Genomic DNA, 12,307 nt, shown 5'->3' with positions numbered 1-12,307 from the left:
AGCCTGCCGGGCTGCCGGCTGCCGTTCAGCGCAGTGCGGCGAGCGCCTCGCGCAGCCGCGACAGCGCCCGGGCGCGGTGGCTGATGCGGTTCTTCAGTGGGGCGTCCATCTCCGCCGCGGTGAGGCCGTGCGCCGGATCGAGGAACACGGGGTTGTAGCCGAAGCCGTTGCTGCCGCGGGGGGCGTCCACGATGACGCCCTCCCAGCTGCCCTCGGCGATCAGCGGCTGCGGATCGGCCGGGTGCCGCAGCAGCACGATGACCGCGTGGAAGCGCGCCGTGCGGCGGTCGGCCGGTACTCCTTCCAGCGCGGCGAGCAGCTTGGCGTTGTTGGCGGCGTCGTCGGTCGGGGTGCCGGCGTAGCGGGCGCTGTAGAGGCCCGGCGCGCCGTCGAGCGCGTCGACGATGAGCCCGGAGTCGTCGGCGAGGGCCGGCAGACCGGTCGCCTGGGCCGCGTGCCGTGCCTTGATCAGCGCGTTCTCCACGAAGGTCAGCCCTGTCTCGGCCACGTCGCCGACCCCGAGCTCGCCCTGCGGCACGATCTCGTGGCCGCAGCCGTCGAGGAGGCTGCGCAGTTCCGCGAGTTTGCCGCGGTTGGCGGAGGCGAGGACGATCTTCATGGACGGGGCGGGGGCTCGGGGGCTGGGGCGGGGCGATGGGCCCGGACGCGTGGCGTTACGGGCGGGGCAGGATCATTCCGCCAGGGCCGCGCGCTGGAGGGCGATGAGTTCGCGGATGCCCTTCTCGGCGAGCGCGCTCATGGCGTCGAGCTCGTCGCGGCGGAAGGCGTGGCCCTCGGCGGTGCCCTGCAGCTCGATGAAGCCGCCGCCGTCGTTCATCACCACGTTCATGTCGGTGTCGCAGGCCGCGTCCTCGGCATAGTCGAGGTCGAGCACCGGCGTGCCCTGGAAGATGCCGACCGACACCGCGGCGATGGCCCCGTGGATCGGGTCGCGCGCGATCGCGCCGTTCTTCCTGAGCCAGTTCACCGCGTCCACGAGCGCCACGTAGGCCCCGGTGATGGCCGCGGTGCGGGTGCCCCCGTCGGCCTGGAGCACGTCGCAGTCGAGGGTGATGGTGCGTTCGCCGAGGGCGGCGCGGTCCACGCAGGCGCGCAGGCTGCGGCCGATCAGGCGCTGGATCTCCAGGGTGCGCCCGCCCTGCTTGCCGCGCGCTGCCTCGCGGTCGTTGCGGGTGTTGGTGGCGCGCGGGAGCATGCCGTACTCGGCGGTCACCCAGCCTTCGCCCTTGCCGCGCAGGAAGCCCGGCGCGCGGTTCTCCACGCTCGCCGTGCACAGCACCCGCGTGTCGCCGAACGACACCAGCACCGAGCCCTCCGCGTGCCGGGTGTAGTGGCGTTCGATGCGGACGGGGCGCAGCGCGTCGGGCGCGCGGCCGCTGGGGCGGGCGACGGTCATGGGCGTTCTTCGGAAAAATGCGGCCGGCTAGATTACCATTCGCCGCCCTCCATCCCGCGCCGGAAGGCTCTCGATGATCCGCAGCATGACCGCCTTCGCCGCCGGCGAGCGGGCCACCGCCTGGGGCACGCTCGGCTGCGAGCTGCGTGCCGTCAACCATCGTTTCCTCGAACTCGGTGTGCGCCTCCCCGAGGAACTGCGCGCCCTGGAGCCGGCCCTGCGCGAGCGCGTGGGCGCGCGCGTGGCGCGGGGCAAGGTCGATCTCACCCTGCGGCTGCGCGCGGCCAGCGGCAGTGCGGGCGCCCTGGACGTGGACGAGACCGCCGTGGCCAGGCTCGCGGTCCTGCACGCGCGGATCGCCGAGCACTTCCCCGGCCAGCGGGTGGACTTCGTCGACCTGCTGCGCTTCCCCGGGGTGCTGGTCGAGGAGGCGCCGGACCTCCAGGGCCTGCAGGCCGAAGCGCTGGCGCTGACCGAGCAGGTCGTGGACGACTTCCTCGCCGCGCGCGAGCGCGAGGGCGAGAAGCTGCTGGCGGCCATGCACGAGCGCATCGACGGCATCGGTGCCCTGGTGGCCCAGGTGCGCGAGTGGCTGCCCGGGATCCGCGAGGCGCTGCGCCAGAAGCTCGAGGGCAGGCTGGCCGAGCTCAAGGTGCCGATCGAGCCCGGGCGCATGGAGCAGGAACTGGTCCTCGGCCTGCAGAAGCTCGACGTGGACGAGGAGCTCGACCGGCTCGACAGCCACGTCGCCGAGGCGCGCCGCACCCTGGCGCTGCCGGAGGCGGTGGGCCGCCGGCTCGACTTCCTGCTGCAGGAATTCAACCGCGAGGCCAACACCCTGGGCTCGAAGTCGGTGGACGCCCGCACCTCCAAGGTCTCGGTCGAACTGAAGGTGCTGATCGAGCAGATCCGCGAGCAGGTACAGAACATTGAATGACGCCGCAGTCCCGTCCCGCGCCGGCGCGCCGGCCGATCCGCATCCCTCGCGGGAGGGTCCCGCGGCATGAGGGGCACCCTGTTCATCGTCGCCGCGCCCTCGGGGGCGGGAAAGTCGAGCATCGTCAACGCGGTGCTCGCGCGCGATCCGTCCATCGCGCTGTCGGTCTCCTTCACCTCGCGCGCGCCGCGTCCGGGCGAGCGGCACGCCGAGCACTACCACTTCGTCAGCGCCGAGACCTTCCTGGAGATGATCGCCGCGGGCGACTTCTTCGAGCACGCCTACGTGCACGGCGACTGGAAGGGCACCGCGCGCCAGTCGGTGGAGCCGCTGCTGGCGCAGGGCCGCGACGTGCTGCTGGAGATCGACTGGCAGGGCGCCCGCCAGGTGCGCGCCAAGATGCCGGACGCGGTGGGGGTGTTCATCCTCCCGCCCTCCCGCAAGGCGCTCGAGGAGCGCATGCGTGCGCGCGGCCAGGACAGCGAGGAGACCATCGCGCGCCGGCTGGCGGCCGCCCGCGAGGAGATGTCGCACTACGGCGAGTTCGACTACGTGATCGTGAACGAGCACTTCGACACCGCCGTGAACGAGATGTGCGCCATCTTCACGGCCAGCCGCCTCCGCCGCGACGTGCAGGTGGCCCGCCACTCGCGGCTGCTGACCGCACTCCTGACCGACGGCGTCGAGGCGCCCGGCTCGCTGTTCTGAGGGCGGTCGCTCCCCTGGCTGCGGTTTGCGCCGCTGCCGGGCGCCCGCTAGAATGCGCGGTCCCGTAACGCATCGATTCGGCGGACCGCCCCGCGGGGCCGCCTGGAGACACGCATGGCCCGTATTACCGTCGAGGACTGCCTGCAGGTGGTGAACAACCGCTTCGAGCTGGTGATGATGGCGTCCAAGCGCGCCCGTCAGCTGGCCAAGGGCGTGGACGCGATGCTCGACAACAGCGAGCACGACGACAAGCCGACCGTCCTCGCCCTGCGCGAGATTGCCGCGCGCCAGGTCGACCAGACGCTGATCGACGAGGTCGAGAAGGCGCAGCGCGAGCGCGCCGAGCGCGAGGCGCTGGAGTGGGCCGCCGCCGAGGTGGTGGACGACGACAAGGCCGGCGACGACCTCTGACCTGAGATCCCCCGCACGGCAGGAGCCGCGCCACGCCCTTCCGGCCGCGGAAGGTGCCGGCGCGGCTTCGTCGTGAATGGAATCCCGCCGGCGCGCGCACGGCCCGCCGGCGCCGTTGCCGATCCGCGTGCCGGGCCGTAGGCTCAACCAATGCCCGCCGTCTCCCCGTCCTCCACCGATGGTCCTGCCTGTACGGAGACGTCTCCGCTGCCCGATTTCGTGGTGGCGCTGGAGGCCAAGCTCGCCGTCTACCTGGAGCCGGAGCAGATCGCGCGGGTGCGCCACGCCTACCGCGTGGCCGACGCCGCCCACACCGGCCAGACCCGCAAGTCCGGCGAGCCCTACATCACCCATCCCGTGGCCGTGGCCGGCATCCTCGCCGACCTGCGCATGGACGTGGAGGCGCTGTGCGCGGCGATCCTCCACGACGCGCTCGAGGACACGGCGCTGCCGCGCGAGGTGATCGAGGCCGACTTCGGCAGCGACGTGGCCGAGCTGGTCGACGGCGTCACCAAGCTCGACCGGCTGAAGTTCCGCGACCGCCAGGAGGCGGCCGCCGAGAGCTTCCGCAAGATGCTGCTGGCCATGGCCCGCGACCTGCGGGTCATCCTGATCAAGCTCTCCGACCGCCTGCACAACATGCGGACGCTGGACTCGATGGCGGTCGAGGCGCGCCGCCGCATCGCACGCGAGACGCTGGAGATCTACGCGCCGATCGCGCAGCGCCTGGGCATGAACCGGATCAAGGCCGAGCTGCAGGACCTCGGCTTCCGGGCGCTCTATCCCTACCGGCACGCGGTGATCTCGCGGCGCATCCGCACCCAGCCGGTGATGCGCCGGGAGGCCATGGCCAAGATCGAGGCGCAGTTGGCGCAGAAGCTGGCCAACGAGGGGCTGACGTTCCGCCTGGTCGGGCGGGTCAAGGCCCCGTGGAGCATCTACACCAAGATGCGCCAGGACCATAAGAGCTTCGCCCAGGTCATGGATGTGTTCGGCTTCCGGGTCGTCGTGCAGACCGTGGCGCAGTGCTACCACGCGCTGGGTGCGGCGCACGCCCTGTACAAGCCGGTGGACGGCCGCTTCCGCGACTTCATCGCCATCCCCAAGGCCAATGGCTACCAGTCGCTGCACACGGTGCTGTTCGGGCCCTACGGGGCGCCCATCGAGGTGCAGCTGCGGACCGAGGAGATGGATCTCATCGCCGAGCGCGGCATCGCCGCGCACTGGGGCTACAAGGAGGGCGGGCAGAGCCCCAACAGCGCGCAGAGCCGCGCCCACGCCTGGATCACCGGCCTGCTGGATTCCCAGCAGGTGGCGGCCTCGTCGCTGGAGTTCATCGACAACGTCAAGGTCGACCTGTTCCCGGACGAGGTCTACCTGTTCAGCCCGCGCGGCGACATCTTCGCCCTGCCGCGGCACGCCACGGTGCTCGACTTCGCGTATTCGGTGCACACCGACGTGGGCAACCACGCCGTGGCCGCGCGCGTCGACAAGAAGCTGGTCCCGCTGCGCACGCCGCTGCAGTCGGGGCAGACGGTGGAGATCATCACCGCGCCGTCGGCGGCGCCGCAGCCGGGCTGGCTGGAGTTCGTGGCCTCGAGCAAGGCGCGCACCGCGATCCGCGCGCAGCTCAAGCATCTCGAGCACGAGGACGCGGTCGAGCTCGGCCATCGCATGCTCGACCGCGCGCTCGACGCGCTCGACCATCCCTTCGACCGCCTGCCGCCGGCGCGACTGGAGAAGTACCTCGCCGAGCAGCGCTACCGCCGCTTCGAGGACCTGCTGGCCGACATCGCCCTGGGCAACCGGATTCCCTCGCAGGTGGCGCTCGCGCTGACCGAGGAAGGCAGTGCGCCGGTGGCCGAGGCCGTTCCGCGCGAGAAGATCCTCATCAGCGGCACCGAGCGCGCGGTCATCACCTTCGCCGCCTGCTGCCACCCGATCCCGGGGGACGAGATCATGGGCTACCACACCGCCGGCAAGGGCGTGGTCGTGCATCGCATGGAATGCCCGAACATCCCGGAGTTCCGGAAGTCGCCGGAGCGCTGGGTCGCCATCGACTGGGACCGCGACGTGCAGGGCGACTACCGCGTCGGGCTGCGCATCGAGGTGATCAACCGCCCCGGCGTGCTCGCGCAGGTGGCGGCCGCGATCGCCGAACGCAACTCCAACATCGAGAGCGTCGAGTACCAGAACCGCGACGTGCAGGCCTCGGTGATGGACTTCGGCATCGAGGTCAAGAACCGCGTCCACCTGGCCGACGTCATCCGTCGCGTGCGTCGGCTCGGCGTGGTCAACGGCGTGCAGCGCATCTGACGCCGCCGCGCGCGCTTTTCCGACCGCGCCGCCGGCCGCGCGCGGTCGCCAGTCGGCGGTGCGGCGCCTAGAATCCGCGGCACCTTCGTCCGCAGGAATCCGCATGTCCCGCCACGCCATCCACACCGACGCCGCGCCCGCCGCGATCGGCCCCTACTCGCAGGCCGCGCGCATCGGCAACACCGTCTACCTCTCCGGCCAGATCCCGCTCGATCCGGCCACCATGGAACTGGTGCAGGGCGACGTCGAGGCGCAGGCGCGCCGCGTGTTCGACAACCTCGTCGCGGTCTGCCAGGCCGCCGGCGCCAGCCTCGACCGCGTGGCCCGCGTCGGCATCTACCTCACCGACCTGTCGCAGTTCGCCAAGGTCAACGCGGTGATGGCCGAGTACTTCAGCCAGCCGTACCCGGCGCGTTCGACCATCGAGGTCTCGGCGCTGCCCAAGGGCGCGCAGGTGGAGGTCGACGCCGTCCTCGTCCTCGACTGAGCCGTGGCCCCGCGCCCGCGGCCCGTGCCGACGCGCTCCGCCGACCCGGCGATGCAGCCGGTGGTGAGCCTGCCGGGCTGCGGCGCGCGCACCGCCGAGAAGCTTGCGGCGCGCGGCATCGTCAGCGTCCAGGACCTCTGGCTGCACCTGCCGCTGCGCTACGAGGACCGGACGCGGGTCGTGCCCATCCGCAGCCTCGTGCCGGGCGAGCCCGCCCAGTTCGAGGGGCGGGTCGAGGCGGTGGAGAGCGGCTTCCGCTTCCGGCCGCAGCTCAAGGTCGCGGTCTCCGACGAGTCCGGCGCGACCGTGCTGCTGCGGTTCTTCCACTTCCACCGGGCACAGGTGGCCGCGTTCGCGGTCGGCCGCCGCATCCGCTGCTACGGGGAGGTGCGGCCCGGCGCGCATGGCCTGGAGTGCGTGCACCCGAGCTACCGCCTGCTCGGCGACGACCGAAACGAGCCGCTGCCGGACGGGCTGGACCCGGTGTATCCGGCGGTGGAGGGGGTGGGGGCGCCGACGCTCGCGCGGCTCATCGGTGCCGCCATCGCGCGGCTGCCGGACGATGCGGCGCCCGAGCTCCTGCCTCCGGAGCTGCGCGCGCGCCTGGGCCTGCCGGGATTGCGCGAGGCGCTCGCCGTCGCGCATCGGCCGCCGCCGGAGACCGATCTCGCCGCCCTGGCCGAGGGGCGCCACCCGGCCCTGCGCCGGCTGATCCTCGAGGAACTGCTGGCGCACCACATCAGCCTGCGCCGCCAGCGGATCGCGCTGAAGGCCGAGGGTGCGCAGCCGCTCCGTACCCACGGGCGGCTGGCGGAGCGCCTGCTGGCGACGCTGCCGTTCTCCCTGACCGCCGCGCAGCGGCGCGTCTTCGCCGAGTGCCGCGCCGACCTGGCCGAGCCTTCGCCCATGCTCCGCCTGGTGCAGGGCGACGTCGGCAGCGGCAAGACCGTGGTCGCTGCGCTGGCGGCGTTGCTGGCGGTCGAGGCCGGGCGCCAGGTGGCGCTGATGGCGCCGACCGAGCTGCTCGCCGAGCAGCATCTGGCGAACTTCCGCACCTGGCTGGAGCCGCTGGGGGTCCGCGTGCAGTGGCTGGCCGGCAAGCTGGCCGGCCGCGCCCGCACCGCGGCGCTGGAGGCCATCGCCGACGGCAGCGCCCAGGTGGTGGTCGGCACGCATGCGCTGATGCAGGCCGGCGTGGTCTTCCACGACCTCGCGCTGGCCATCGTCGACGAGCAGCACCGCTTCGGCGTGCACCAGCGCCTGGCGCTGCGCGACAAGGGCGCCAGCGGCAGCCAGGTGCCGCACCAACTGGTGATGACGGCCACGCCCATCCCGCGCACGCTGGCGATGACGGCCTATGCCGATCTCGACGTGTCGGTGCTCGACGAGCTGCCGCCGGGCCGCACGCCCGTGCAGACCGTCGCGGTCAGCGCGGAACGCCGCGCCGAGGTGGTGGCGCGGATCCGCGCGGCCTGCGCGGAGGGACGCCAGGCCTACTGGGTGTGCACCCTGATCGAGGACAGCGACGAGGTCGAGGCGCAGGCCGCGCAGACCACCTACGAGCGGCTCGCCGCCCAGCTTCCGGAGCTGCGGGTGGGGCTGGTCCATGGCCGCCTGAAGGCCGCCGCCAAGCAGGAGGTGATGCGCGCGTTCAAGGCGCGCGAGCTGGACGTGCTGGTCGCGACCACCGTGATCGAGGTCGGGGTGGACGTGCCGAACGCCTCGCTCATGCTGATCGAGAACGCGGAGCGGCTCGGCCTCGCCCAACTCCATCAGCTGCGCGGCCGGGTCGGGCGCGGCGCGGCCGCCTCGAGCTGCGTGCTGCTCTACCAGCCGCCGCTGTCGGCGATGGCGCGCGAGCGCATCGAGGCGATGCGCGCGAGCAGCGACGGCTTCTTCATCGCCGAGAAGGACCTCGAGCTGCGCGGCCCCGGCGAACTCCTCGGTACCCGCCAGACCGGGCTCGCCGCCTTCCGCGTCGCCGACCTCGCCCGCGACGCGGCGCTGTTGCCCGCGGTGCGGGAATGCGCCGACCTGCTCCTGGCCGAGGCCCCCGAACGCGCCGACCGTCTCGTCGCCCGCTGGGTCGGCGGTGCCGCCCGCTACGCCGGCGCGTGAGCCGGGGAGCGGACGGCCAGGAGCGCCGGCAGGGCTTGGCCCACACCACGCACCGCGGCACGATGCCCCGCTCCCGGGCCCCAAGCCCCAAGCCCCAAGCCCCTCAACCCTCCAATTCCCCCTTTCCCGCTCGATCCGACCCCATGCCCATCCCCCTCCTCATCGACACCGACCCCGGCGTGGACGACGCCCTCGCGCTGCTCATGGCGCTGGACGACCCGAAGCACGAGGTGGTCGGCATCACCGTCGCCGCCGGCAATGTCGGCCTCGCGCATACCGTGCGCAACGCGCTGAAGCTCACCGAGGTGGCGGGGCGCGAGGACGTGCCGGTCTTCGCCGGCTGCCCGGTGCCGCTGCTGCATGCGGCGGACGATGCCTCCTACGTGCACGGGAGCGACGGCTTCGGCGACACCGGCTACGTGCCGGCCGCGCGGGCCGCGAGCGACGAGCACGCCGCGCTCGCGATCGTGCGGCTCGCGCACGAGCACGCCGGCCGCCTGCTGCTGGTGACCCTGGGGCCCCTCACCAACCTCGCGCTGGCGCTGCGCCTGGACCCGGATCTGCCCCGCCGGGTCGCGCGACTGGTGGTGATGGGCGGTGCGGTCAACGGCCGCGGCAACACCAGCGTGCCCGCGGAGTTCAATCTCGGCTTCGATCCCGAGGCCGCGCACATCGTGTTCGAGGCCTTCCCGCAGTTCGACCTCGCCGACTGGGAGGCGACCCTCGCGCACGGCATCGCGCACGCCGACGCCGACCGTTGGCTCGCTGCGGACGATCCGCGGGCGCGGTTCTACGATGCCATTTCCCGGCAGACGCGCGCGTGGTCGCGCGCGCGCCGCGGCGAGGACTGGCATTCCGCGGACGCGCTCGCCATGGCCTATGCGCTCGAGCCGGAGTCGGCGCGCGAGGTCGTGGCGCGGCCGCTGGCGATGGAGCTGACCGGCGCGCTCACCCGTGGCGCCACCGTGGTGGACTGGCAGTCGCGCTCGGGCCGGCCCGCGAACGCGCGCATCCTCATGGCCTACGACCGCGCCCGCTTCGAGGCGCGGCTGCGCGCCGCCGTCGGCGCGTCCTGAGCCTCAGCCCGCCGCCGGACCGGGTGCCGGCGGCGGTGGCGGTGCGGTGGCGGAGCCCGGCCGTTCCTCCCGCACGCGCAGGTCCATCTGGGCGAAAGCCAGGCCGATGCCGGCGGCCTCCAGGTCGCGCACGATCCTGCTGTTGAGCGCATTGACGACCTCGCCCCGGTCGGCGAGCGCGCGGACGTGCACGAACAGCTCGAAGTCGAGGCCGTTCGGGCCGATGCCGGCGAACGAACTCCAGGGCGCGGGCTCCGCGAGCACCAGCGGATGCGCGCGCGCGGCGGCGAGCAGCACGCCGTGGACCGCGTCCGGGTCGGCGTCGCGCGCGACCGTCGCCCTGACCACGACGCGGGTGCGGGTGTCGCTCAGCGTCCAGTTGATCAGGCGATCGGTGATGAAGGCCTTGTTCGGCACCACCACCTCGCGGTTGTCGAAATCGACCAGGGTCGTGGCGCGGGTGCGGATGCGCGTGACGGTGCCGGTGAACTCGCCGATGGTGATCTGGTCGCCGATCCGGAACGGGCGCTCGACCAGCAGGATCAGGCCGGAGACGAAGTTGGCGAAGATCTCCTGCAGGCCGAAGCCGAGGCCCACGGTCAGCGCCGCGGCCATCCACTGCAGGTTGTTCCAGCGCATGCCGAGGAGGCCGAGGCCGATGGTCACGCCGCCGATCACGATCACGTAGCGCGCGATGCTGGTGACGGCGTAGCGGGTGGAGGCGTCGAGGCGGGTCCGCGCGCTCAGCGCCACTTCGAGGAAGCCGGGCAGGTTGCGCGCGGCCACGGCGGTCGCGGCCAGGATGCCGAGGCCGTAGAGGATCGCGCGCAGGCTGGTCTCGGAGTCCCAGGGGCGCATCTCGTCCAGGCGGTCCAGCGCCGGCAGCAGCGGCCCCCAGATCCACAGCAGCGCGATCGCCGCCAGCAGCACGGTCAGGGCCCGCAGCAGGCGTCGGCGCTGCGCGCTGACCCGGTCCAGCGGCAGGCTGTCCGGATCCGGCTCGACGTTCTCCTCGGTGCCGTGCGCGGCGGTCCGCGCGGCATCCCGGCGCCGGCGGTAGCGGAACAGCGCGAGGCGGCGCTCGCCGAGCAGGAACCAACGTTCGGCCAGGCCGCGCACGAGCCCGACCGCCAGCGCGGCGAGGCACGACATCCAGAAGGCGTGGACCATCGTGCCGACGGTCACCGTGTACCCCAGCAGGACCTGGGCCGCCAGCAGCGCCGCGCCGACCATCAGGGTCACCCGCAGCGCGCGGCGGGCGCGGCTCGGCTCCGCCCGCCGCCGTCGCGCGTGCCACACGCCGTCGGGGGCGAGCAGGCGCCAGACCGCCCAGGCGGCGACCGCGCACCACACCAGGAGCAGGTCGCGGCCCACCACGTCGAGGGCGACCTCGTGCTGGCGCACGAAGACGTGGATCAGGACGAACTGCACCGGCAGCAGNAGACGTGGATCAGGACGAACTGCACCGGCAGCAGGACCACCAGCCATCGGGCGAGGTCGCGCAGGGCCGCGCAGCGCTGCGGCGTCCAGCGCAGGTGCGCCTGCGCAAGGCCGTCCTCGCGGACCAGCAGGCGCAGCAGGACGATGGCGTACAGGGCCGGCGCCGTCGCGAGCAGCGCCTGCGCGAGCGCCATGCCGGCGCGGCTGTCGGCGGAGACCTGTTCCAGCGCGGCGCCCAGCGTCGCCAGGACCAGTGGGCCGGGCAGGGCGGCGATCAGGGTGAGCAGCAGGGCCGCGACGGTCGCGTCGAAGCGGTCGCTGCGGACCTGCCGGAGCGGCGCGGCGAAGGCGCGCAGGCGCCGCGGCAGGCGCAGCCGCATCGCCAGCGCCGCCGCGGCCAGGGCGAGGCCGCCGGCCAGGAGCGGCCATTGCGTGGGCAGTGCGTCCCGCAGGCGTTGCAGTGCCCGTGCCACCGGCGCCGGATCGAGCGCGGCGCGCCAGCCTTCCGGGTGCCGCCGGAGCCAGCCAGCATCGACGGGCGGGTGGCTGGGCGTCCAGAGGAGGCGGCGGTCGAGGAGGGCGTCCAGCCGGTTGAGGCTGGCGAGCTGGGACTGCAGCGCCGCTTCCTGGCTCGCGAGCGCGGCGACGAGTTCGCGGTTGGCCTGGGCCAGTTCGTCCAGCAGGCCCGGGCGCAGGGCGATGAGCGGCGCCAGGGCGTCGACATCGGCTGCATCGTCGCGGGGCCGGTTCGAGGCGTCGCGGGCCTCGCGGGCCTCGCGCAGGTCGATCAGGGTCAGGCGGGCGCTGCTCATGCGGCGGCGCACCTCGGCCAGCCGGACTGCGGTCGCCGTCGCGCTCTCCAGCCGCGCGCGCTGGCGCAGCAGGGTGAGCGCCAGCGCATCGCCCGCCTCGCCCAGCAGCAGGCGCGCCTCGGTCGCGTGCAGGACCTCGGCGGCCCGCTCGGCATCGCTGGCAGCGGCGATGACGGCCGCACGTGCGGCCGCGAGTTCCCGGTCGCGCTCCAGCAGGCGGTCCGCGTAGTCCAGCATGGCCCTGGCCTGCGCCTGCACGGCGCCGCTCTCGTCCTGCTGCCGGATCAGTGGCGTCGCCGCCTCGACCACGCGCGCGTGCAGGGCCACCACGGCGGCCTCGCGCCGGACCGCCAGCTGGTCGAGCAGGAATTCGAGCTTCCGCTGCGCGGCCGCGACGGCGCGCTCCTGCGCATGCTGGCGCACCTCGTAGAGGCGTTGCCGCACCGGCAGCGTCGCGATCGCCGCCTCCGCGCGCAGGCGTTCGGCAGCGGCGCGGCGCCAGGCCGCGGCCGCGGCCAGCGCGGCGGCCTCGCGCGCGGCGCCGCCATCGCGCTCGTAGGCCGCCTGGGCGGCGGCCGCGGCATC

At 73.5% G+C, this 12,307-nt stretch carries 11 protein-coding genes; 7 read left to right on the top strand and 4 right to left on the bottom strand.

What is annotated here, in order from left to right:
* Positions 1–25 precede the first annotated feature (25 nt).
* Both rdgB and rph read right to left on the bottom strand, forming a co-directional pair.
* Positions 26–619 (bottom strand): RdgB/HAM1 family non-canonical purine NTP pyrophosphatase, encoded by a 594-nt coding sequence (gene rdgB / locus ACFO3Q_RS07405; RefSeq protein WP_377004008.1) that lies wholly within the window; start codon positions 617–619, stop codon positions 26–28.
* Positions 620–691: 72 nt separating this feature from the next.
* Positions 692–1,417: a ribonuclease PH gene (gene rph, locus ACFO3Q_RS07400; RefSeq protein WP_377004007.1), complete on the bottom strand. Its 726-nt coding sequence runs from the start codon at positions 1,415–1,417 to the stop codon at positions 692–694.
* A 73-nt stretch (positions 1,418–1,490) separates the two neighbouring features.
* Between rph and ACFO3Q_RS07395 the strand changes: the two genes are divergently transcribed.
* The 7 genes from ACFO3Q_RS07395 (at position 1,491) to ACFO3Q_RS07365 (ending at position 9,470) form a co-directional block, all read left to right on the top strand.
* Positions 1,491–2,354, top strand: a complete 864-nt coding sequence (locus tag ACFO3Q_RS07395) for a YicC/YloC family endoribonuclease (protein ID WP_377004006.1) — start codon at positions 1,491–1,493, stop codon at positions 2,352–2,354.
* Positions 2,355–2,420: 66 nt separating this feature from the next.
* Positions 2,421–3,062 (top strand): guanylate kinase, encoded by a 642-nt coding sequence (gmk, locus tag ACFO3Q_RS07390; RefSeq protein WP_377004005.1) that lies wholly within the window; start codon positions 2,421–2,423, stop codon positions 3,060–3,062.
* Between the two features lie 114 nt (positions 3,063–3,176).
* On the top strand, positions 3,177–3,473 hold the full coding sequence (gene rpoZ / locus ACFO3Q_RS07385) for a DNA-directed RNA polymerase subunit omega (protein WP_377004004.1): 297 nt from the start codon (positions 3,177–3,179) through the stop codon (positions 3,471–3,473).
* Between the two features lie 150 nt (positions 3,474–3,623).
* A complete protein-coding gene (locus ACFO3Q_RS07380) occupies positions 3,624–5,789 on the top strand; it encodes a RelA/SpoT family protein (RefSeq protein WP_377004003.1) in 2,166 nt (721 codons plus the stop codon).
* Between the two features lie 103 nt (positions 5,790–5,892).
* Positions 5,893–6,276: a RidA family protein gene (locus ACFO3Q_RS07375; RefSeq protein WP_377004002.1), complete on the top strand. Its 384-nt coding sequence runs from the start codon at positions 5,893–5,895 to the stop codon at positions 6,274–6,276.
* Between the two features lie 51 nt (positions 6,277–6,327).
* Positions 6,328–8,394 carry an ATP-dependent DNA helicase RecG gene (gene recG / locus ACFO3Q_RS07370; protein ID WP_377004032.1) on the top strand — a complete coding sequence of 689 codons (2,067 nt, stop codon included), beginning with the start codon at positions 6,328–6,330 and terminating at the stop codon, positions 8,392–8,394.
* A gap of 143 nt (positions 8,395–8,537) precedes the next feature.
* The gene (locus ACFO3Q_RS07365) at positions 8,538–9,470 is read left to right on the top strand and encodes a nucleoside hydrolase (RefSeq protein WP_377004001.1); all 933 of its coding nucleotides are present in this window, start codon (positions 8,538–8,540) and stop codon (positions 9,468–9,470) included.
* Positions 9,471–9,473: 3 nt separating this feature from the next.
* On the opposite strand, the gene ACFO3Q_RS07360 is transcribed toward ACFO3Q_RS07365, so the two are convergent.
* Both ACFO3Q_RS07360 and ACFO3Q_RS17380 read right to left on the bottom strand, forming a co-directional pair.
* Positions 9,474–10,901 carry a mechanosensitive ion channel domain-containing protein gene (locus ACFO3Q_RS07360; protein WP_377004000.1) on the bottom strand — a complete coding sequence of 476 codons (1,428 nt, stop codon included), beginning with the start codon at positions 10,899–10,901 and terminating at the stop codon, positions 9,474–9,476.
* Positions 10,886–11,722 (bottom strand): hypothetical protein, encoded by an 837-nt coding sequence (locus tag ACFO3Q_RS17380; RefSeq protein WP_465251330.1) that lies wholly within the window; start codon positions 11,720–11,722, stop codon positions 10,886–10,888. Before ACFO3Q_RS17380 ends, ACFO3Q_RS07360 begins: the two co-directional genes overlap by 16 nt.
* Between the last annotated feature and the right edge of the window lie 585 nt (positions 11,723–12,307).

Origin of the sequence: Coralloluteibacterium thermophilum (genome assembly GCF_042654365.1) — a bacterium.
GTDB classification, from domain to species: domain Bacteria; phylum Pseudomonadota; class Gammaproteobacteria; order Xanthomonadales; family Xanthomonadaceae; genus Coralloluteibacterium; species Coralloluteibacterium thermophilum.
The sequence above is the reverse complement of the archived record's forward strand: the minus strand, read 5'-3'. Positions and strand labels throughout refer to the sequence as shown.

What these genes read in the sequence shown, in the direction of transcription:
- ACFO3Q_RS07375 (WP_377004002.1), top strand. Translation starts at nt 5,893, where the DNA reads ATGTCCCGCCACGCCATCCACACCGACGCCGCGCCCGCCGCGATCGGC.
- ACFO3Q_RS07380 (WP_377004003.1), top strand. Translation starts at nt 3,624, where the DNA reads ATGCCCGCCGTCTCCCCGTCCTCCACCGATGGTCCTGCCTGTACGGAG.
- rdgB (WP_377004008.1), bottom strand. Translation starts at nt 619, where the DNA reads ATGAAGATCGTCCTCGCCTCCGCCAACCGCGGCAAACTCGCGGAACTG.
- recG (WP_377004032.1), top strand. Translation starts at nt 6,328, where the DNA reads ATGCAGCCGGTGGTGAGCCTGCCGGGCTGCGGCGCGCGCACCGCCGAG.
- gmk (WP_377004005.1), top strand. Translation starts at nt 2,421, where the DNA reads ATGAGGGGCACCCTGTTCATCGTCGCCGCGCCCTCGGGGGCGGGAAAG.
- rph (WP_377004007.1), bottom strand. Translation starts at nt 1,417, where the DNA reads ATGACCGTCGCCCGCCCCAGCGGCCGCGCGCCCGACGCGCTGCGCCCC.
- ACFO3Q_RS07365 (WP_377004001.1), top strand. Translation starts at nt 8,538, where the DNA reads ATGCCCATCCCCCTCCTCATCGACACCGACCCCGGCGTGGACGACGCC.
- rpoZ (WP_377004004.1), top strand. Translation starts at nt 3,177, where the DNA reads ATGGCCCGTATTACCGTCGAGGACTGCCTGCAGGTGGTGAACAACCGC.
- ACFO3Q_RS07395 (WP_377004006.1), top strand. Translation starts at nt 1,491, where the DNA reads ATGATCCGCAGCATGACCGCCTTCGCCGCCGGCGAGCGGGCCACCGCC.